This window comes from Micromonospora sp. NPDC050417, assembly GCF_044458865.1.
GTDB lineage: Bacteria > Actinomycetota > Actinomycetes > Mycobacteriales > Micromonosporaceae > Micromonospora_G.
Genome location: NZ_JBITIH010000001.1, coordinates 333,533 through 354,738, shown reverse-complemented (window position 1 = coordinate 354,738; position 21,206 = coordinate 333,533). Strand labels below are relative to the sequence as shown.

General features: G+C 71.1%; 18 protein-coding genes. 16 read left to right on the top strand and 2 right to left on the bottom strand.

What is annotated here, in order from left to right; translation table 11 throughout:
* The first annotated feature begins 112 nt into the window (after positions 1-112).
* From ACIBF5_RS01465 to ACIBF5_RS01400, 14 genes are all read left to right on the top strand, one after another.
* On the top strand, positions 113-850 hold the full coding sequence (locus tag ACIBF5_RS01465; RefSeq protein ID WP_396807357.1) for a cell division protein FtsQ/DivIB: 738 nt from the start codon (positions 113-115) through the stop codon (positions 848-850).
* A gap of 299 nt (positions 851-1,149) precedes the next feature.
* Positions 1,150-2,274, top strand: a complete 1,125-nt coding sequence (ftsZ, locus tag ACIBF5_RS01460; RefSeq protein WP_396806930.1) for a cell division protein FtsZ — start codon at positions 1,150-1,152, stop codon at positions 2,272-2,274.
* Between the two features lie 11 nt (positions 2,275-2,285).
* Positions 2,286-3,032 carry a YggS family pyridoxal phosphate-dependent enzyme gene (locus ACIBF5_RS01455; RefSeq protein ID WP_396806928.1) on the top strand — a complete coding sequence of 249 codons (747 nt, stop codon included), beginning with the start codon at positions 2,286-2,288 and terminating at the stop codon, positions 3,030-3,032.
* Between the two features lie 190 nt (positions 3,033-3,222).
* Complete coding sequence (locus ACIBF5_RS01450; RefSeq protein WP_396806925.1) at positions 3,223-3,933, top strand: cell division protein SepF; 711 nt, start codon at positions 3,223-3,225, stop codon at positions 3,931-3,933.
* 24 nt (positions 3,934-3,957) lie between these two features.
* Positions 3,958-4,257: a YggT family protein gene (locus tag ACIBF5_RS01445; protein ID WP_396806923.1), complete on the top strand. Its 300-nt coding sequence runs from the start codon at positions 3,958-3,960 to the stop codon at positions 4,255-4,257.
* Between the two features lie 52 nt (positions 4,258-4,309).
* Complete coding sequence (locus ACIBF5_RS01440; RefSeq protein WP_396806922.1) at positions 4,310-5,113, top strand: DivIVA domain-containing protein; 804 nt, start codon at positions 4,310-4,312, stop codon at positions 5,111-5,113.
* 67 nt (positions 5,114-5,180) lie between these two features.
* Positions 5,181-5,930, top strand: coding sequence for a hypothetical protein (locus tag ACIBF5_RS01435; RefSeq protein ID WP_396806920.1), 750 nt, complete (start codon positions 5,181-5,183; stop codon positions 5,928-5,930).
* Positions 5,927-6,268 (top strand): DUF167 domain-containing protein, encoded by a 342-nt coding sequence (locus ACIBF5_RS01430; protein ID WP_396806918.1) that lies wholly within the window; start codon positions 5,927-5,929, stop codon positions 6,266-6,268. The genes ACIBF5_RS01435 and ACIBF5_RS01430 overlap by 4 nt, the downstream gene beginning before the upstream one ends.
* Positions 6,269-6,290: 22 nt before the next feature.
* Complete coding sequence (locus ACIBF5_RS01425; protein ID WP_396806916.1) at positions 6,291-7,793, top strand: potassium/proton antiporter; 1,503 nt, start codon at positions 6,291-6,293, stop codon at positions 7,791-7,793.
* Between the two features lie 504 nt (positions 7,794-8,297).
* The gene (locus tag ACIBF5_RS01420; RefSeq protein WP_396806915.1) at positions 8,298-8,720 is read left to right on the top strand and encodes a TraR/DksA family transcriptional regulator; all 423 of its coding nucleotides are present in this window, start codon (positions 8,298-8,300) and stop codon (positions 8,718-8,720) included.
* A gap of 106 nt (positions 8,721-8,826) precedes the next feature.
* Positions 8,827-9,477, top strand: a complete 651-nt coding sequence (lspA, locus tag ACIBF5_RS01415; RefSeq protein WP_396806913.1) for a signal peptidase II — start codon at positions 8,827-8,829, stop codon at positions 9,475-9,477.
* Positions 9,474-10,433, top strand: coding sequence for an RluA family pseudouridine synthase (locus ACIBF5_RS01410; RefSeq protein ID WP_396806911.1), 960 nt, complete (start codon positions 9,474-9,476; stop codon positions 10,431-10,433). Before lspA ends, ACIBF5_RS01410 begins: the two co-directional genes overlap by 4 nt.
* A 48-nt stretch (positions 10,434-10,481) precedes the next feature.
* Positions 10,482-11,579, top strand: a complete 1,098-nt coding sequence (locus tag ACIBF5_RS01405) for a hypothetical protein (protein WP_396806909.1) — start codon at positions 10,482-10,484, stop codon at positions 11,577-11,579.
* Between the two features lie 413 nt (positions 11,580-11,992).
* Positions 11,993-13,714 (top strand): AAA family ATPase, encoded by a 1,722-nt coding sequence (locus tag ACIBF5_RS01400; RefSeq protein WP_396807355.1) that lies wholly within the window; start codon positions 11,993-11,995, stop codon positions 13,712-13,714.
* Between the two features lie 89 nt (positions 13,715-13,803).
* On the opposite strand, the gene ACIBF5_RS01395 is transcribed toward ACIBF5_RS01400, so the two are convergent.
* The gene (locus ACIBF5_RS01395; RefSeq protein WP_396806907.1) at positions 13,804-15,648 is read right to left on the bottom strand and encodes a hypothetical protein; all 1,845 of its coding nucleotides are present in this window, start codon (positions 15,646-15,648) and stop codon (positions 13,804-13,806) included.
* A 268-nt stretch (positions 15,649-15,916) separates the two neighbouring features.
* Between ACIBF5_RS01395 and dnaE the strand changes: the two genes are divergently transcribed.
* On the top strand, positions 15,917-19,447 hold the full coding sequence (gene dnaE, locus ACIBF5_RS01390) for a DNA polymerase III subunit alpha (protein WP_396806905.1): 3,531 nt from the start codon (positions 15,917-15,919) through the stop codon (positions 19,445-19,447).
* Between the two features lie 253 nt (positions 19,448-19,700).
* The gene (locus tag ACIBF5_RS01385) at positions 19,701-20,522 is read left to right on the top strand and encodes a DUF2567 domain-containing protein (RefSeq protein ID WP_396807353.1); all 822 of its coding nucleotides are present in this window, start codon (positions 19,701-19,703) and stop codon (positions 20,520-20,522) included.
* On the opposite strand, the gene ACIBF5_RS01380 is transcribed toward ACIBF5_RS01385, so the two are convergent.
* Entirely contained in the window at positions 20,437-21,132 is a 696-nt protein-coding gene (locus ACIBF5_RS01380; protein ID WP_396806903.1) for an LON peptidase substrate-binding domain-containing protein, read from the bottom strand. The genes ACIBF5_RS01385 and ACIBF5_RS01380 overlap by 86 nt on opposite strands.
* Positions 21,133-21,206 lie beyond the last annotated feature (74 nt).

Below are 21,206 nucleotides of genomic sequence, written 5' to 3'. Positions count from 1 at the left end.
CCGGGCCTCCGCTTCGGGAGCCGGGTCGACCGGCTCCTCCGGCGGCGTCGGCCCCACCGGCCGGGGCGGGTCCGGGTCGGCCGGGCGCAGCGGCACGGGACGGCGCTGGCGTCTGGTCCGGGCCGGTAGCGACGCGGTGCCGCCCTCGGCTCGCCGGTTCATGCGTCGGGCCCGTCAGCGGCGGTTGCGCGCGGTGCTGCCGTGGGCGGTCGCCGGTGGTGTGCTGGTCCTCGCCGGCCTGGTCGGCTGGGTCGTCTACGGCACCTCGCTGCTCGGGGTCGGCGAGGTACGGGTGACCGGCACCAACCTCGTCAGTCCGGCGCAGGTACGGGAGGCGGCGGCGGTGCCGGACGGGCAGCCGTTGGCTCGGGTGGACCTGGCCGCCGTCCGTGACCGGGTCGGCGCGCTGGCGCCGGTGGAGCGGGTGACGGTCTCCCGGCACTGGCCGGGTGCGCTGCTGGTCGACGTGGTCGAGCGGACTCCGGCGGCGGTGGTGCCACAGGGCCGGCAGTTCGCCGTGGTGGACCGGGCCGGGGTGGTGTTCCAGACGGTGGCCCAGCGGCCGGCCGGGCTGCCGTTGGTCCGGGTCCCCACGCCTGGGCGGGACGACCCGGCGACCGAGGCGGCCCTGCGGGTAATCGCGGCGTTGACCCCACAGTTGCGTGACGGACTTGTCGAGGTGGCGGTGGAGGGGCCGGCGCGGATCCTGGTGCGGCTCGCGGAGGACCGGACGGTGGTCTGGGGCGACGCGACCCGGAGCGACCAGAAGGCCAGTGTGGCGACCGCTCTGCTCGGCCAGCGCACCGACACCATCGATGTGAGTTCCCCGGACGTGGTCACGATCCGCTGAGCCGGCGCCGTCCGGTGGTGGGTTCGGTGGCGGTGGCCGGAGTGGGCTTTCGCCGGGCCGATCGTCGGCGTCGCGTCGACCGATCGTGGACGGGCGTGGCGACACGCCGCGCGGGTCCTTGGTTGAGGAGGCGGGGGCGCTTACGTTGCCCGGAGAGGATCAGTGGTTGACATAACTATAACTCTCTAGTAGAGGGTGAGGGTTTCCCTTCGCCCCTCGTACCGGGGTGGATGTCGACCATGGTCCGGCCGGGCCACGCGACGGGTCGGCGCCCGCCAATCTCGAAGGGAAGGACCCCGATGACACCTCCGCACAACTACCTGGCGGTCATCAAGGTCGTCGGCATCGGTGGCGGCGGCGTCAACGCCGTCAACAGGATGATCGAGGTTGGACTCAAGGGCGTCGAGTTCATCGCGATCAACACCGACGCCCAGGCTCTGCTGATGAGCGACGCGGACGTCAAGTTGGACGTCGGCCGCGAGCTGACCCGGGGCCTCGGCGCGGGCGCGAACCCCGACGTCGGCAAGAACGCCGCCGAGGACCACCGCGACGAGATCGAAGAGGTGCTCAAGGGCGCCGACATGGTCTTCGTCACCTGCGGCGAGGGCGGCGGCACGGGCACCGGTGGTGCTCCCGTGGTCGCGAACATCGCCCGTAAGCTCGGCGCCCTGACCATCGGTGTGGTCACCCGCCCGTTCTCGTTCGAGGGCAAGCGGCGGCAGGTGCAGGCCGAGGCGGGAATAGAAGAACTCCGCAACCAGTGCGACACCCTGATCGTGATCCCGAACGACCGGCTGCTCGCGCTGGGTGACCGGGGTATCAGCATGATGGACGCCTTCCGCCAGGCGGACCAGGTGCTGCTCTCCGGTGTGCAGGGCATCACCGACCTGATCACCACGCCGGGTCTGATCAACCTGGACTTCGCCGACGTGAAGAGCGTGATGAGCGGCGCCGGCAGTGCGCTCATGGGCATCGGCAGTGCCCGAGGTGACAACCGGGCGGTGGAGGCCGCCGAGGCAGCCATCTCCAGCCCGCTGCTGGAGCAGAGCATGGACGGTGCGCGCGGCGTCCTGCTCTCCATCGCCGGCGGGTCCGACCTCGGTCTCTTCGAGATCAACGACGCCGCCCAACTGGTCACCGACGCGGCCCACCCGGACGCCAACATCATCTTCGGTGCGGTCATCGACGACGCCCTCGGCGACGAGGTACGGGTGACCGTGATCGCCGCCGGCTTCGACGGCGGCACGCCGTCGTACAAGGCGGCCGAATCGCCGCGCAAGTCGGTGCCGCCCCAGCCGCAGCCGGCGGCGACGCACGGGTCGGGCTCGGCTACGCCGACCACCCCGCCCGCGCCCACCCAGTCGCCCCGTCGGGTCCTCTTCGACGACGTGGACGTGCCGGACTTCCTCAAGAACGGTTCCTGAGTCGACCGGTGATGAGCGCACCAGCCAGCGCGGCGCAGCGTGACCGCCGCGCGCAACTCGAGGACGCTCTGGCCCGCACCCGGGACCGCATCGCGCACGCCGCCGAGGCCGCCGGTCGGCCCCGGGACGCGGTCACCCTGATCGCGGTGACCAAGACGTACCCGGCCAGTGACGTCCTGTTGCTGGCTGGACTCGGCGTGCGGGAGATGGGCGAGAACCGAGACCAGGAGGCGGCACCGAAGGCGGTCGAGGTGACCGCCGCCGGGGCGGACGTCCGGTGGCACTTCGTCGGCCAGCTCCAGCGCAACAAGGCCCGTTCGGTGGTCGAGTACGCCGACCTGGTCCATTCGGTGGACAGCGTACGTCTCGCGGGGGCGCTCGCCGGCGCGGCGGCGCGCCACCGGGACCGGCCGCTTGAGGTGTTGGTGCAGGTCAGCATCGACGGCGACGCCGACCGGGGCGGGGCACTGGCAGGCAGCGCCGACGACGACCGGGGGCTGGAGCGGGTGGCTGCCGAGATCGCCGGGCAGGACGCGTTGCGGCTGGCCGGGCTGATGGCGGTGGCACCGCTGGGCTGGGAGCCGGAACGGGCCTTCGCGCGGCTGGCCGAGGTGGCCGCCCGGCTGCGGGCCGACCATCCGGAGGCGGGACTGCTCTCCGCCGGCATGAGCGGTGACCTGGAGGCGGCAATCGCTTACGGCGCGACACATGTGCGCGTCGGTAGCGCGTTGCTCGGAATGCGTTCCACGCTGCGGTAGCCTGGCAACGGACACCAAACTACAACAGTGTTGTTTGAGGCGTACTCACCGCCATCGGGGGGTAGGGGGGACGACCGGGACACCGGCCGTCGGCGAGCGGCCTTGAACCGGTGGGCACTGCAGTGTTCACGCGCGTGACAGTGGCATGGACACGGGGGGCGTGTCGCACGGCGGACGGAGGGGCGCGGCGATGGGTGCACTGCGCAAGGCGGGGGTCTGGCTCGGGCTGGTCGAAGAGGACGACGAGCGGGCCTACGACGACGGCTACGAGAAGGCCGGTTACCGCGGCGACTCGCGCTACCGGCAGAGCCGGTACGCCGAGGAGTTCGCCGACGAGGACGACGAGCCGGACGAGCCGCCAGCGGTGCCCCGTTCCCGGTCCACCGATCGGGGTCGGCTGAGTGAGCGCAGCGGCACCCGTACCGCTGATCTGGATCGGTCCGACGGTGACCGTCCGGAGCGAACCGAACGTACCGAGCGCGGCGAGCGTGCCAGCGTACGGTCGATCACCCGGCCGAGTTCGCCGGAGCCCTCCTCCGCGATGACCTACCACACGCGCGACAACCTGGCGCTCGCGCCGCAGGTGCAGTTGCGTGAGCGGTCGGTGCCAGACGAGGACCAGCGGTATCAGATCACCACTCTGCATCCGACCACATACCGTGAGGCACGGACCATCGGAGAACACTTCCGCGATGGCGTACCTGTGATCATCAACCTCACCGAGATGGATGAGGCCGATGCCCGCCGATTGGTCGATTTCGCCGCCGGGTTGGCCTTCGGGCTGCGCGGTACGATCGAGCGCGTGACCAACCGGGTGTTCCTACTCTCACCGGCTAACGTCCAGGTCACCGCGGAGGACAAGGCCAAGATCGCTGAGGGTGGGTTTTTCAGCCTGAGTTAGCCCGACCGAGGGATCTCGCCTGCCGTGTCTTCGATCCTGTTCCAAGTCCTGTACCTGATCCTCTACATCTTTTTGCTGGTTCTTTTAGCCCGTTTTGTCCTTGGCGCCGTGCTGCAGTACGGTCGTCGCTGGCAGCCGGGCCGCGGAGCGTCGGCAGGACTCGAAACGGTGTGGAGCGTCACTGATCCGCCCCTCAAGGCGTTGAGGCGTGTGATCCCACCGTTGCGAATTGGTACCGTGAGCATCGACCTGGCCTCCCTTGTGCTCCTGGTTATCCTGTTCGTGCTGATGGAGTTCGTGTTAAGGCCGTTGATCATCAGGTGATCCGCCAGGTGACCAGCGCGCTACGCGGCCGCAACTGACCCGAGGAGTTTCGATGCCGCTGACCCCGGCTGACGTACACAACGTCGCCTTCAAGAAGCCGCCGATCGGCAAGCGGGGGTACGACGAGGAGGAGGTCGACGCCTTCTTGGACGAGGTCGAGCGAGAGCTCGCCCGTCTGATCGAGGAGAACAATGAGCTTCGCGCCCAGGTGGAGCGCGGCGGTCGTGGCGGCGCTCCAGCCGGCCCGGGCGCCGACCCGCGACTGGCCGCGGAGCTGAACGATGTCAAGGCCCAGCTCGACCGGGTGCAGCGCGACAAGGCGGCGGCCGAGCAGGCCGCCCGGGCGATGCAGGCCGAACTGGAGCAGGTGCGTTCCCAGGGTGGTCCGGTCGCGGGCGGCGATGGCGAGCAGCAGGCACTGCGGGTGCTGATGATGGCGCAGCGTACGGCCGACGACCACGTGTCGGACGCCCGCCGCGAGGCCGACAAGCTGCTCTCCGACGCGCGTTCCAAGGCCGAGGAGGTCACCCGCGAGGCGCGGGCCAAGGCCGACGCCCTTGAGCGGGACGCGCGGCAGCGGCACCAGGAGGCCATGGGCGGCCTGGACGCCAAGCGCACGGCGCTGCAGAAGCACATCGAGGAACTCAAGCAGTTCGAGCGTGAGTACCGCACCCGGCTCAAGGCGTACCTGGAGAGCCAGCTGCGGGACCTCGACGGGCGTGGACAGGGTCTCGAAGCGGAGATGACCCGGACCGACGGCAATCGGTCTGGTGGCGGATCCGCGAGCCTCGCTGCGGCAGGACTGGCCAACTCCTACAGTGGCAGCCGGTCCGGCGCGCTTGAAGCCGGGCGCTGACCCGCTCGCTCCAGTTCAGCCCGTACCACACGACAACAGCTGGAAACGAAGCGGCGAGGGGTGAGCCGTGATAGTCGGAAGTCTCCTGCTCATCCTCGTCGCGGTCGCGCTGCTCGTGTTCGGGCTGGCCAACGGTTCGAGCGTGTTGCTGGTCGCCTCCATCGCGGCGAGCCTGCTGGCTGCCGTCGCGCTGGTGGTGGGCGCCCGCCAGGCGGCTGCCATCCGCGCTGGTATGACCGACTCCGACGAGGAGTCAGACCTGCGGGCCGGTGGCGAGGGTGTTGGAGCAGCACACCCTCGCCCGGCCGCGGCCGGTGCGCGTACCGCTGACCCACGGTGGAGACCCGTTCGGGGCGACCTCGACGACCAGCCGACCGGTTTCGGGTCGACAGGCTACGACGGTCCCGTCGAGGTACTGGTTCCCCACCAGGGCGGCTACCAGTACGGTCGCCCTGATCCGACGCACACCGACGACCGCGGCCGGCGGCAACCGGCTGAGGCGGCGGGGCTGGCCGACGGGGCGCCGCCATGGTCCGAGGACCGTACGGTCGCGGCGGCCGAGGTCGACGACGACCCGTACCCGGACGAACCGGCGGCGCAGCGGGTCGATCCCGCCGACGCCGCCCGGGTCGCCCGGATGACCGACGACGTCCTGGTCGTCGATGGCCGGCCGCGTTACCACCTGGCCGACTGCCCGCACCTGCGGGACCGGGAGACCGAACCGTTGCCCGTGGGCGAGGCGGTCGGGCTCGGCTTCACCCCGTGCGCCATCTGCGCGCCGGACACCGCACTGCTGGCCAACATCCACCGCGGTTGAGCCGCCGCGCCGTGTCGACCGGTGGGGCCGCCTCCTCCCGCCCCGACGTGGTGACCGTGGCGGTCCGGGTCAAGCCCGGGTCAGCCCGGGTCCGGGTCGGTGGCTGCTTCGCGGGCCCGTACGGCTCGGCGTTGGTGATCGCGGTCAACCCGCCGGCGGTGGACGGCCGCGCGACCGAGGCCGCCCGACTGGCGCTTGCCCGGGCGTTGGACGTTCGCCCCGGTGCGGTCACCCTGCGGGCTGGCGCCGCCAGCCGGGACAAGCTCTTCCTGGTCACCGGCGAGGCCGCGGAACTGGATGGCCGGTTGCGGCGGCTACGGGACGGGGCTCCCGGGTGAGGGCCGTCCGCGCGGGGCGCGCATGACCCACGGTCTCGACGTCGCCCTCCTGGTCGGAGCGGCGGTGCTGCTGATCGCCGTCGGCGCCGTTCGGCTCTCCACCCGGCTCGGCGTGCCCAGCCTCCTGGTCTACCTGGCCATCGGGGTGGCGATCGGCGAATCCGGCCTCGGCATCCGTTTCGACGACGCCGAACTGACCCGGGTGCTCGGCTTCTGCGCCCTGATCGTGATCATCGCCGAGGGTGGGCTGACCGCCCGCTGGAGTACGTTGCGCCCGGTCCTCGGGCTCTCCCTGATGCTCTCCACCGTCGCGGTGGTGGTCAGCATCGCGGCGGTGGGGGTGGCGGTCCACCTCCTGCTCGGGCTGGACTGGCGGCTCGCGCTGCTCTACGGCGCGGTGCTGTCGTCGACGGACGCGGCCGCGGTCTTCGCCACTCTGCGCCGGCTGCGGTTGCCACCCCGCCTGGTGGCCACGGTCGAGGCCGAGTCGGGGATGAACGACGCCCCGGTGGTGCTGCTGGTCATCCTGCTGGCCACCCCGGCGCTCGGCGCGCACCCGTGGTGGCAGGAGGCGCTTCTGGTCGTGTACGAGCTGGTGGTCGGGGCTGCGGTCGGGTTCCTGGCCGGCCTCGGCGGGCGGTGGACCCTGCGTCGGGCCGCGCTGCCCTCGTCCGGGCTCTACCCGATCGCCGCGGTCGGGCTGACCGTGCTGGCCTACGGTGCCGGCACCGTGCTGCACGCCTCCGGGTTCATCGCCGTGTACGTCTGCGGGGTGGTGCTCGGCAATGCCCGGCTGCCCCACCGCGTGGCCATCCTGGGGTTCGCCGACGGGCTTGCCTGGCTGGCCCAGATCGGGCTTTTCGTGCTGCTCGGGCTCCTGGTGTCGCCGGGGCGCCTGGACAACGCCCTGCTGCCGGCGGTGGTCGCCGGGCTGGCCCTGGTCTTCCTGGCGCGCCCGCTGTCGGTGGCGGTCGCCGCCGCACCGTTCGGCATCCGCCTGCGGGAGCAGGTCTTCCTCTCCTGGGCGGGGCTGCGTGGGGCTGTACCGATCGTGCTGGCGACCATCCCGCTCTCCGAGCGGATGCCCGGGGCCGACCGGCTCTTCGACGCGGTCTTCGTGCTGGTCGTCATCTTCACGGTGGTGCAGACCTCGACGCTCGCCCCGGTCGCCCGTTGGCTCGGGGTGGTCGCCCCTGCGGAGGCGGCGGAGTTGCGGGTGGAGACGGCGCCGTTGGAGCGGATGGGCGCGGATCTGCTTCAGTTGGAAATACCGTCGGGTTCCCGACTCGCGGGGGTGCATATCGACGAGCTTCGGCTGCCGGTCGGTGCGGCGGTGACCCTGGTGCTCCGGGACGGCGCCGGCTTCGTACCCGCTCCGGACACCCGCCTGAAGGTGGGTGACAGTCTGCTGGTGGTCGCCACCGAGCAGGTGCGGGACGCGGCCGAGAGCCGGCTGCGGGCGGTGAGCCGGCGCGGGCGGTTGGCTCGGTGGTTCGGGGAAAGTGGGGACGATCGCGAGGGATGATCTGCTAGGTTCTTTTTGCCCGGATTAGGGATTAGTCCGGGGTGAAATGCGTGACATCGGTGCGGCGTGTTGTCGGACGCGTATACGTTCCGTATTCTTGCCAACCTCCGGAGTGCGCGGCGGCCCGCCGCGCGCCCGTTTTGCAACTGGGGGGCGCAATGGCCGAGCGGGCGCAAACCGCGGGCGAGGCGGCCCCGGATCCGGGTTCGTCACCAGAGAAGAACGGCGGCGAACGGCCGACGGGCACACCGGCGCCGGAGACGGCGCGGGACGTACCCGGCGGTGGGGTCCAGGACCGCCCGACGCCGACGGTCACACCCGTGACCCCGCCCAGTCCGGCCACGCTCGCGAAGTGGGCCAAGGCTCGGCGGGCCCCGGTCACGAGTGCGACGGACACCACCGGGGTGACCGCGAACGGCGCGGCCGGGTCCAGCCTCCGTGTCGCGGAACAGATCCTTCCAGGCACCGCCGATCGCCGCGGGGAACGCGGCCGAGGGAGCGACGATGGCGAAGCCAGCTGACACCAAGACCGCCGCGGGCCGCAAGCCAGCGGAGAAGGCATCCCGCAGTGTCGCGGAGACCGAGAAGATCCGTGCGGCGCTGGCGGCCCGGCGGGACGACTTGCGCGCCGAGTACGATCAGACGCTGAGCGAGATTACCGAGCTGCAGCGCGACCGTCTGACCGACTCGGCCGGTGACGACCAGGCCGACACCGGTACCAAGACGTTCGAGCGGGAGCAGGAGATCTCTCTCGCCAACAGCATCCTGGAGCGGATCACGCAGGTGGAGAGGGCGCTGGAGCGGCTCGACGAGGGCGGCTACGGCTGGTGTGAGAAGTGCGGCAACCCGATCCCGGTGGAGCGGCTCGCCGCGTTCCCGTCCGCCACCCTCTGTGTCTCCTGCAAGCAGTTGGAAGAGCGACGCTGAGCGACCGGTCCGACGCGGCCCGGGGGGATACCCCGGGCCGCGTCGTACCACGGGACTGCGTCGCCACGGGTGAAGGGCAGTACCGCTGAACGTCGATGGGGAGCAGATGACCGCAGTACGGCCCGACGGGCCCGACACCGCCGTGCCGAAGGTGGGTGTGGGCCGTCGGCGGGCGATCACGATCCTGGTGTCGACCGCGTTACTGGTCCTGCTCGCCGACATCGGCACCAAGCAGCTCGCCCTGTCGAACCTCACCGACGGTGAGCCGGTACGCCTGCTCGGCGGGGCGGTGTATCTCACCCTGATCCGCAACAGCGGTGCGGCGTTCGGGCTCGGCTCCGAGTACACCTGGGTTTTTCCCCTGGTCACCGTCGGTGTGGTCGGATGGATCAGCTGGATGGCGACCAAGTTGCGCTCGCTGCCCTGGGCCATCTCGCTCGGACTCGTACTCGCCGGGGCGCTCGGCAACTTCGTCGACCGGATCTTCCGTGCTCCGGGCCCGTTCCTCGGCCACGTGGTCGACATGGTCAGCCTCTTCGACCCGTACGGGCAGACCTGGCCGATCTTCAACCTGGCGGACAGTGCGCTGGTCAGCGGCGTGATCCTGGCCATCCTGCTCGAACTGACCGGTCGGCAGCGGGACGGCACCCGGATCCGCGGCGACTCGGCTGACAAGGGCGCCCAGTCGGGTGCCGCGACCGCTCAGGACAGCGACCCGGAAGCCAGTTCCGGCACTCGGGATCGGGATGCGACATGACCTCCACCTATGACTCCGTACCGGCCCGCGCGGTCGGTGACCAGCGCTCGTTGCCGGTGCCGGACGGGCTCGACGGAATGCGGCTGGACCAGGCCGTCGCCCGTCTGTTCGGGCTCTCCCGTACCGCCGCCGCCACCCTGGTCGAAGCCGGCGACGCGCTGGTCGACGGGATCGCGCGACCGAAGTCGGACAAGGTCAGCGCCGGCTCCTGGCTGGAGGTGACGCTGCCGGCCCCGCCGGTCGCGCCGCAGGTCATTCCCCAGGCCGTACCCGGACTGCGGGTGATCTACGCCGACGACGACATCGTCGTGGTGGACAAACCGGTCGGAGTCGCCGCCCACCCGAGCCCGGGTTGGACCGGCCCGACGGTGATCGGCGGCCTGGCCGGCATCGGGCACACCATCGCCACCAGCGGTGCGGCCGAGCGGCAGGGCGTGGTGCACCGCCTCGACGTGGGCACCACCGGCGTGATGGTGGTGGCCAAGAGCGAACAGGCGTACAGCTCGCTCAAGCGGGCGTTCAAGGTGCGTGAGGTCGAGAAGCGCTACCACGCCGTCGTGCAGGGCCATCTCGACCCGCTGCGGGGCACGGTCGACGCCCCGATCGACCGCCACCCGCACCACGACTACCGCTGGGCGGTGGTCGCCGACGGCAAACCCAGCATCACCCACTACGACACGATCGAGGCGTTTCCGGCGGCGAGCCTGCTCGACGTCCGGCTCGAGACCGGCCGTACGCACCAGATCCGGGTACACCTCTCCGCGCTGCGCCACCCCTGCGTGGGTGACCTGACGTACGGTGCGGATCCGACGCTTTCCGGCAGACTCGGACTGGAACGGCAGTGGCTGCATGCCCGAGAGCTCAGTTTCCTCCACCCCCGTACGGCCGAAGAGGTTCGCTTCGTCAGCGACTACCCTGACGATCTGAAGAACGCTCTCGCGATACTCCGCGACTGAGCGTCGACGCGACCGCTATCGACCGCCCGACGAGGGGGAGTTCCGTCCGTGCGCCCCGGGGACCTGCTGCGACAGTTGGACCGACGCCTGCTGCCCCCGCTCGCCAGGGGTCTGGCCCGGCTCGGTCAGGGGCCGGTACGGATGCGGGTGCTCACCACCGCCGCCCTGCTCTCCTCGGTCGCGGTGCTGGTCACCGCGGTCTGGGCGGCCGACCGGGCACAACCCGGGGGCGACACCACGGTGGGTGAGGTGACCCGGGTCGGGGTGATCGAGGGCGAGTCGATCCCCGGTTACGTCGAGTCCAGCCGTACCGAGTTGAAGGCGCTGGTCGCCACCCCGCCGGACGAACCGGGCGGCAAGACGTACGCGTTGGTCACCCTGGCGGCGTACCTGGCGCCCGACCGGTTGACCCCGATCCTCGGCGACGTGTCGGTGTCGGAGGTCCTCGGTCGGGTGCCCCGACCGCAGACCCAGACCGAACTCGTCCGCATCCCGGCGATGCGCATCCCGGCGGACGTGGTCGCCGGCATGCGCCGGGTCGCCGAGCGCAAGGACCGGGAGGCGGCCGACTACCGGGCCCGCGCGGCCGAGCTGCCCCCCGACGCCGACCAGGAACTCCGCCGGCTGTACGACAGCGGCGCGCAGGTCGCGCTCGACGAGGCGACCGCGTACGGCTCGGGTTGCTCGTGTGTCTACGCGGCGATCGTCCGCGCCACCCCTGCGGTGCTCGACCGGGTCGCGGCCCGGCCCGGGGTACGCGCGGTCGACGCGGCGCCGGAGGTGCGTCGTCTCGACCGGGCCGTGTTCACCCCGCCCCTGCCCGAGCAGCGGGACGTGGTGCGTCCGCCGGCCGACGGCGGGTTGCCCACCCCGCCCGGCGGTTCGACCACCGCCCCCGGCAGCGGCGCGAGCGGGACGCCGGCACCGAACCCCAGTCTCGACCCGACGCCCCGGCCGTCGACGCCGCCGACCGCGCCGGTGAGTGTGAGCCCGCCGACCTCGGGGCCGGCCACCACCCCGCCGACGCCACCGGTCGAACCATCGACGCCGGACCCGCCGGCCCCGCCGGCGGCATCGACGGTGCCGACCGTCGCCGACGATGTCCTGGTAGAGCCTACGGAGATCGTCGTGGTGGAGGCGCGGTGAGAGGCCAGGTCACGGCGTCGCGGTAGGCGCAATGTCCGGCGAACCGGACACTGGTGTACGGGCTCCGGTGTGGCCTTAATAGGGTTTGCCTCATAGCCTTGTCAGGCGGGGCACCGAAGGCGCTGGGAGGGCGAGCCGTGGACGGCACCGAGACCGGCTGGAGCCGGCCGGCGGAACCAGCGCCGCGTTGGCGCGCGTTGCTGGACCGAGCACGGCTTGGCGGCCGTTCCACCGAACAGCAGGCCGAGCCGGAGGACCGCTGGGTAGACGAGATCCGGGCGGCCGGTGGGTCGGCCGAACTCGCCGGTCCCCGTGCCAGCAGTGGGCGGTCCGGCTGGGACTTCGACGAACCCGGTGACGGCGGATACCGGGCAGAGCCCGCCGGTGGGGGCTACGACCCCGGTGCCGGGCAACTGTCCGAGTCCCGCTACGCGGTGCTGGACAACGGTTACCGCGACCCGGGTCCACCAATCGAGTCCCGGTACGCGGCGCTGGAGTCCGACTACCGGCGGGCCGCGGGGGACGTGGACTACGGTCGTGTCGACCCCGGTTACGCCCGGCCCGAGGTCGGCGCGGGTTACGGTCAGGCGGAGCCGGGTTATGCCCGGCCCGAGGTGGCCGCCGGACCCGGTGGTCCCGGCGGACCGGGTGCTCCCGGTGGTTACGGTCAGCCCGAGCCGGCGTACGGCCGCCCGGAGGTCGGCGCTGGTTACGGTCAGGCGGAGCCGGGTTACGGTCGGCCCGAGCCGACAGCCGGCCGCGGTCGCGCCGACCTGGGCACCCGTCGCAGCGCACCGGAGAACGACTACGGTCGGCCCGAGACGCCCGGCTACGGACGCGCCGAGCCGGAGTACGGTCGGCCCGAGCCCGCTGCCGGTTACGGTCGGGTCGAGCCGGACTACGTGCGGGGGGACCAGGACTACGGTCGGGCGGAGCCCGGTGCGTACGGGCGGGTCGATCCGGCCTATCCGTCGAGCCGCCCGACTCCGGTCGGGGTACCGCCGATGGGTGCCGCCCAGGTCGCCGCGCCACCGGTGGGTCCCGCCCCCGTCGGAGCCGGTCCCGTCGGCGCCGCCTCGGTGCCGGTCACCGGCCCGATGGGCGTACCCATGCCGAGTGCCGGTGCCGCCGCGGTCGCCCCGATGCCGACCCAGGCGCCGGTCGCGCCGCCGCTGCCGGACCCCGTTCCGCCGCCCGGCCCAGTGACGGCGGCGGCGCGGGTCGCGCCCGTGCGGGGCGCCGCCGCCGCGCGTGCCGCCGCGGTGCCCGCCAACGGAAACGGCTACGGACAGGGTCGGGTCGAGTGGCGTGACGGCGAGCCGGACGTGGAGGTCGAGCGGGCGGTGAGCGTGCTGCGCCGCGACCTCGGCACGCCCCGGGTCCTCGCCTTCGCCAACCCCAAGGGCGGGGTACACAAGACCACCGCGACCGTGCTCGCCGCGGCCACCGTCGGCAGCGTGCGGGGCCGGGGTGTGCTGGCCTGGGACGACAACGAGCTTCGTGGCACGTTGGGGCTGCGCGCGGGCAGCGCTCGGCATGCCCGGACCATCCGGCACCTCATCACCGACCTGGCCGAGGTCGAGATCCGCAACGGTACGGACCTGACCGGGCGTCTCGACGACTACCTGAGGCACGCCTCGGACGGTTCGTACAACGTCCTCGCCGGGGAGGAGAGCCCGCGGTTCGCCTCCCGGCTGGACAAGGAGACCGTGCGACGGGTGCTCGACCTGCTGCGCCGTACCCAGGACGTGATCTGCGTCGACACCGGCAACAACGTGGAGAGCGTCAACTGGCAGACGGTGATCCAGGCCGCCGACCAGTTGGTCGTCACCACCGTGCCGAGGGAGGACGCCGCGTTCGCCGCCGACTGGATGCTCGACCTGCTGCACGAGGTCGGCATGGGTGAACTGGCGGACAACGCGGTCACCCTGGTCTCCTGCCCGACGCCGGGCCGCTCGCCCCTGCAGGCGGACCTGGAGCGGCACTTCGCCACCCGTACCCGGGCGGTGGTGGTGGTGCCGTACGACCCGGCGCTGGAGAGCGGCTCGTCGATCGAGTACGCCAACCTCCAGCACGAGACCCGGCAGGCGTGGCTGAAGGCGGCCTCGGTGATGGTCGAGCCCTTCGCCCGTTGACCCGGCCGATGCCGGCGCTGGCGAGTGGTGGACAAACTGACCGGTCCGACCCTCTGAGGGTCGGACCGGTCAGTTGTCGTTCTGCCCGATCAGCGGGTCGCCGTGCTGCTCGGCGAGGGCCGTCGTGCCGGTGCGCCGCTGGAGGTCTGCGGTGCCGGCTGCGTCGCCGTCGCCGGGGTGGGCGTCGCCGTGACGCTGGGGCTGGGCGGCGGGGTGTTGACCGCGGCCGGTGAGGTGGACCGGTCGGACGTACCGCAGTCGTGCAGGCGGCCGTACGCCGAGCAGGTCTTCTCGTGCGGGTACCACCTCGTCTGGGCGATCCAGGCGAAGTAGCCGGTGCTGTCCCGGCGGCTGTCCGGCATGTAGTGGTTGGCGGTGGCGGAACCGGCCGAGGCCAGGACCAGCAACAGCGGGATGAACATGATGCCGATCGGCACCCCCGATCCGACCCGCCGCCCGGTCACCGGGGTGAGCAGCGGGCTGGCCCGGAGTCGTTCACGCAGGGCGGTGAACGCGAAGAGCACACCGAAGCCGGCGAGGATCAGCATGCAGTAGAGCAGGATCATGGTGGTCCGTGGGTACAGGCGTACGGTCAGCGTCTCCCACTGCTCGCTGGCCAGCCACATCCGCAGCAGCCAACTGCTGACCGCGCTGAGTCCGATGGTGGCGACCACGGTCCGCCGCCAGCCGAACCAGAGCGCGAGGCCGAGCCCGACCGCGAGGAAGATCGTGAACAGCCCGACACCGCCGAGTTCGCCCAGCGGCGGCCAGACCGGGCCGACGTCGGCGGGCCGGTCGTTGCGCCACATGGCGAAGTAGGCCGGCTCGGTGTTGGTGTCGAAGTAGAAGTAGTTGTCCGAGGTCCCGCCGGTGTCGGAGAGGAGTCCGCGCAGGTGTACCCAGGAGACCAGGATCATCGACACCAGAGCCGAGGTGCCGACGGTCAGCACCTTGGCCCAACCTCGCCGCCACGGGGCGAGCAGCAGGAAGGCCGCGGCGGCGCCGGGGGCGCACCAGACGAACCAACCGGAGTAGAGCAGGAACAGCAGTCCGAGGCCGACGCCGAACGCGACGCCGAACCCGATCGCCTGGCGGGTGCTGAGCGTGGCGCTGCGCCGGATCAGTTGCAGGAAGCTGACCAGGACCGGCATCAGCATCACGAGGGTGATCTGCGGGTACGGCTTGACCGGCTCGATGAACGGCAGCATGGCGACCACGCCGATGCCGAGCGCCCAGACGGGGCGCAGGACGAGGCGCCAGGCGAGGTAGGCGGCCGGCCCGAACAGGGCGGTGCCGACCAGTTGGATCTCCTTGATCGCGTACGCGGCGGGCTGGTCGCTCAGCTTGGCCCAGCCCCGGATCAGCCAGAAGATGACCGGCGGGTAGTGGTTCGGCACTGCTTCGCCGCGCTGCATCCGGCTGATCCAGTCGAGGATCCAGCTGTAGTCGCCGCCGCCGGCCCACAGACCCCACTGGGTGCCGCGCAGGGCGACGTCGATGCCGCCGGCGACCAGTCCGGTGGTCAGGCCGGCGATAACCGCGCAACCGATGGTGACCGCTTGCTTGCGGCGCGTGTCGTCGAGGAGTCGGTGTGCCACCACCAGGGCCGCGACCACGACGATGGCGACCACCGCGAACCGGAACTGTAGTGCGGCCAGTCCGCTGACCTGCCCCTTGCGGTCGAGAGGGTCGACGTCGATGTTCCGACTCCAGGCCAGGAACGCGACCGCCGTGGTGACGCTGGCCACTACCTCAAGCGCGAACCACAGGGGCCGGCGGGTCTTGCTGGTGCCCGTACCACCGGTGCCGCCGTCTCCGGCGTAGGCCGGGTTGGCGGCCTCCGGGAGGTCGGTAAGTACCGTTTCGCCCTGATGCAGCGGGGCCGTCACCTCCTGCCGCGGGGTTGGTACGACCGTGCTGTCGTGGGCGGTCATGGTTCTTCCTTCGACAGGTGAGCTATGGCTGCATGGCGGACTGCCACGACTGGATTGAGACGGTATCGCAGTCGGTGACTGGCGCCGGGAGGCGGTAACGGTGTGGCCGCCGGAAACCCGCGATGTGTCTCTTCTCCCGCCCGGGTGTCGGCAGTCCCGGTCCCCGGGTCACAGGACTAGGCTTCTCGGTCTGGCGACCCCGGACCGGCCCCTGGGTCGGTCGCCGGGGACGCCCGTTCGTGCTGACGCTGAGGTGAAGGGGGTCCCGGTGTCTGACTCGTTCGTGCACCTGCACACGCACACCGAGTATTCGATGCTCGACGGGGCGGCCCGGCTCAAGGAACTCTTCGCCGAGACGAACCGGCTCGGTATGCCCGCGCTCGCGATGACCGACCACGGCAATCTGTTCGGCGCGTACGACTTCCACAAGCAGGCGACCGCCGCCGGGGTGAAGCCGATCATCGGCCTGGAGGCGTACCTGACCCCGGGCACCGACCGGCGGGACCGGACCCGGGTGCGCTGGGCCGACGGTGGCGAGAACGACGTCTCCGGTGGTGGCGCCTACACCCACATGACCATGCTGGCCCAGGATGCCGACGGGCTGCGCAACCTCTTCGCCCTCGGCTCCCGGTCGAGCCTGGAGGGTTACTTCTACAAGCCGCGCGCCGACCGGGAACTGCTCCACGAGTACGGCAAGGGCATCATCGCCACCACCGGCTGTCCGTCCGGTGAGATCCAGACCTGGTTGCGGATCGGGAACTTCGAGAAGGCGTGCGCGTCTGCGGCGGAGTTCCGGGACATCTTCGGCGCGGACAACTTCTATTTGGAGTTGATGGACCACGGTCTCGACATCGAGACCCGGATCCGGCAGGACCTGATCCGGCTCGGCAAGACCCTGAACCTGAAGCCGATCGCCACCAACGACCTGCACTACACCCACGCGGCCGACGCGGACGCGCACGAGGTGCTGCTCTGCGTGCAGTCCGGTTCGACGATGGCCGACCCGAAGCGGTTCCGGTTCGACGCCCGGGACTTCTACCTGAAGTCGCCGGCCGAGATGCGGGCGATCTGGGACGCCGAGGTGCCGGGGGCGTGCGACAACACCCTGGAGATCGCCGAGAAGATCGGCGACTACTCGGTGATGTTCGCGTCCCGGAACCTGATGCCACAGTTCCCGGTGCCCGAGGGCGAGACCGAGGAGACCTTCCTGCGCAAGGAGGTCATGCGGGGGCTGAACCGGCGGTTCCCGAACGGGGTGCCCGACGACCGGCTCCGGCAGGCCGAGTACGAACTCGATGTCATCCTCAAGATGGGCTTCCCCGGCTACTTCCTGGTCACCGCCGACCTCATCGCGTACGCCAAGCGAGAGGGAATCCGCGTCGGTCCGGGTCGTGGTTCGGCCGCCGGTGCCCTGATCGCGTACGCGCTCGGCATCACCGAACTCGACCCGATGCAGCACGGCCTGCTCTTCGAGCGGTTCCTGAACCCGGACCGCATCTCGATGCCCGACATCGACATGGACTTCGACGAGCGTCGGCGCGGCGAGATGATTCGCTACGCCACGGAGAAGTACGGCGAGGCCCGGGTCGCGCAGATCATCACGTACGGGACGATCAAGGCGAAGGCGGCGATCAAGGATGCCGCCCGGGTGCTCGGTTACCCGTTCGCGGTCGGCGACCGGATCACCAAGGCGATGCCGCCGGCGGTGATGGGCAAGGACATCCCGCTCGGCGGCATCTTCGACACGAACCACCCGCGTTACCAGGAGGCGGCCGAGTTCCGGGCGCTCTACGACTCCGACGCCGAGGTCGCGAAGATCGTCGACACGGCCAAGGGGCTGGAGGGACTCAAGCGCCAGTGGGGCGTACACGCGGCCGGCGTGATCCTGTCCCGGGATCCGCTGCTCGACGTACTGCCGATCCACAAGCGCGAGCAGGACGGCTCGATCATCACCCAGTGGGACATGGGTGCCTGCGAGACCATCGGCCTGCTGAAGATGGACTTCCTCGGCCTGCGCAACCTGACCATCATGGACGACTGCCTGGAGTCGATCAAGGACAACCGGGGCATCGACCTGGTCCTGGAGGACCTGCCGCTGGACGACAAGGCCACGTACGAACTACTCGGCCGCGGCGACACCCTGGGCGTGTTCCAGTTCGACGGCGGGCCGATGCGGGCCCTGCTCCGTTCGATGGCGCCGGACAACTTCGAGGACATCTCCGCCGTCGGCGCGCTCTACCGGCCCGGCCCGATGGGCGCCAACGCGCACAACGAGTACGCCGACCGGAAGAACAAGCGCAAACCGGTGGTCCCGATCCACCCCGAGCTGGCCGAGTCCCTCTCCGAGATCCTGGGCGACACCTACGGGTTGATCGTCTACCAGGAGCAGGTCATGGCGATCGCGCAGAAGGTGGCCGGGTACACCCTCGGCGCCGCGGACCTGCTGCGTCGGGCGATGGGTAAGAAGAAGAAGGAGATCCTCGACAAGGAGTTCAAGCCGTTCGCCGCCGGTATGAAGGCCAACGGCTACGGCGACGAGGCGATCAAGACCCTCTGGGACATCCTCGTCCCCTTCTCCGACTACGCGTTCAACAAGGCGCACAGCGCGGCGTACGGGGTGGTGTCGTACTGGACCGCGTACCTGAAGGCGAACTACCCGGCCGAGTACATGGGCGCGCTGCTCACCTCCGTCGGTGACGACAAGGACAAGTCCGCGGTCTACCTGGCCGAGTGCCGGCGAATGGGGATCAAGGTCCTGCCGCCGGACGTGAACGAGTCCAACGCCCGCTTCGCCGCCGTCGGCGAGGACATCCGGTTCGGTCTGGCGGCGGTCCGCAACGTCGGCACGAACGTGGTCGAGTCGATCCGCCGGACCCGCAAGGAGAAGGGCCGGTTCACCGACTTCTACGACTACCTGCGCAAGGTGGACGCGGTCGCCTGCAACAAGAAGACCATCGAGTCGCTGATCAAGGCGGGGGCGTACGACTCGCTCGGGCACACCCGCAAGGGGCTGCTCGCGGTGCACACCGACGCGATCGACTCTTTCCTCGACGTGAAGAAGAAGGAGGCGACCGGTCAGTACGACCTCTTCGGTACCGCCTTCGAGAGCGAGGCGGCGGTCCCCGGTATCTCGGTCACGCCCACCATCCCCACCACCGAATGGGACAAGACGGACCTGCTCACCTTCGAGCGGGAGATGCTCGGCCTCTACGTCTCCGACCATCCGCTCTTCGGTGTGGAGCACGTCCTCGCCGCCGCGGCCGACATGTCGATCGCCTCGCTCGCGGAGGAGGGCAACGTCGCCGACGGCCAGATCGTCAACCTCGCCGGCATCCTCTCCGGGGTGCAGCGCCGGATCACCAAGCAGGGCCGGGCCTGGGCCTCGGCCACCCTGGAGGACCTCGGCGGCGCGGTCGAGGTGCTCTTCTTCCCCAACACCTACGAGGTGGTCGGCCAGTACATCGCCGAGGACGCGATCGTGGTGGTCAAGGGCCGGGTGGACCGGCGCGACGACCAGCCCCGGCTGATGGCGATGGACATGTCCATGCCGGAGATCACCGCGGCCGACGAGGTCAAGCCGGTGGTGCTCGCACTGCCCCCGTCCCGCTGCACCCCGCCCCTGGTCGAACGGCTCCGTGAGGTGCTGACCAGTCATCCCGGTTCGGCCGAGGTGCACGTCAAGCTCGTCAACGGATCCCGGGCCACCCTGCTGCGGCTCGGCCGGATGCGGGTCGCGCCGAGCACCGCGCTGATGGCCGACCTCAAGGCGCTGCTCGGCCCGAGCGCGGTCGCCGGCTGACCGGACCGCTCGGCGCCGCGTCGGTCGCCGGCTAACCGGACCGCTCGGCGCCGCGTCGGTCGCCGGCTGGCCGGACCGCTCGGCGCCGCGTCGGTCGCCGGACACGCCGACGTGCGACGCGCCAGACAGGTCAGGGTCGAGTCGTGGATCCGCCGCCCGGCGCGACTGGGTGGCCTGAGAGGATCACGGAGTGAGCCCGGCAACCCCCGAGAACGAGCAACCCGCGGACGAGGCCAGCCCCGTCCGGGACGGGGTGCCGCGTACCGCCCCGGAAACCTCCGACGACCAGCCACGGTCCGCGACGACCGAGCCGGACGCGGTCGGCGCGGGTGGTGCCGGCGTCCCGGAAGGGGAGGCGGGGGGTGCCGGCGAGGTGGCGCATCCGCCAGCCGAGGGTGAGGTTCCGGCGTACGACCTACCGGTGCCAGCCCGGCGCGGCAAACCGTGGCGGACGCTCGCCGCAGGGGTGGTCGCGGTGCTGGTGCTGGTCCTGCTCGGTGCGCCGCTCGGGCTGGTCTGGCGGGCGGTCGCGCCCTCGGTGCCGGTGATCCAGGCCGACGGCGGGGCCGTGCTGGCTCAGCCGCAGCCGGAGGAGTTCGTCGCCGCCGACGGTTGGTTCGCCCTCTTCGGCCTGATCTTCGGCCTGCTGGCGGCGATCCTGGTCTGGCTCTTCCTACGCCGCTACCGGGGTCCGATCGGCATGGTGGTGGCTGGCCTCGGATCACTCGGCGCGGCGGTGGTCGCCTGGCAGGTGGGGCGCCACATCGGGCTCGGTGAATACCACCACCTGTTGGAGACCTCGGCCGCCGGAAGCACCTTCGGCAAGCCTCCGGACCTGCGCGCCGGCCGATTCGAGTGGATCTTCGGGTTCATCCCGGCGCTCCGTGGTGACCTGCTGGTGCCGGCCTTCGGTGCGGTGGTGATGTACACCATGCTCGCTGGTTGGTCCCGGTACGCCGGGCTCGGCGCCGAACCGGAACCGGTCGGGGTCAGTTGGGACTCGGTGGCGCTCCCAGCTCCGTCAACGGCACCGGCACCGCCCGCACCTGGCGCAACAGAGCCGCCTCGCGACTGAGCAGTCGCAGCTCTGCCCGAAGCCGACCGGCGGTGTCCGGGGTGGCGAGCAGGCGCTGCCGGTCCGCCACGGTGAGTGACGCGGTGGCCGCCACCAGGTGGGACAGGACAGTCGGGTCGTCCGGCAACTGCTCCGAGATCTCCTCCGACTCGGCCCGGACCACGCTCAGGTACTGACGGAACACCGCGAGCACCCGGGGCGCCAGCAGGTCGGCGGCGGCCTCCTGACCTTCCGGCTCGGGCAGCCACTCCACCTCGGCGGTCAGGTACGGTGCCGCCGACTCGTCGACCTCGTTGATCCGGAACCGGCGGCGCCCCACCGTGACCAGGTCGAACCGGCCGTCGGGGAGTTCGGTGACCTGGCGCACCTCGGCGGTGCAGCCGACCTCGTGCAGCGTGACCGCGCCGCCGGGCCCGCCCTGGCCGGCGACGGGCCGGGTCTCCCAACCGCTGCGGATGGCGACCACGCCAAACTCGCGTGGGGTCCCGTCGGGGAGGCCGATCAGATGCCGTACCAGTTCCCGGTACCGCTCCTCGAAGATGTGCAGCGGCAGGACCAGACCGGGAAAAAGCACCGTTCCGAGCGGAAACACCGGCAGCCGCGCACGCACCGGTCGAGCCTAGCTGGTTTCGCACACCTCGGGTGGGAGTGGTTTGACTCACCGTCCCGCCGGCTGGGCGCGCG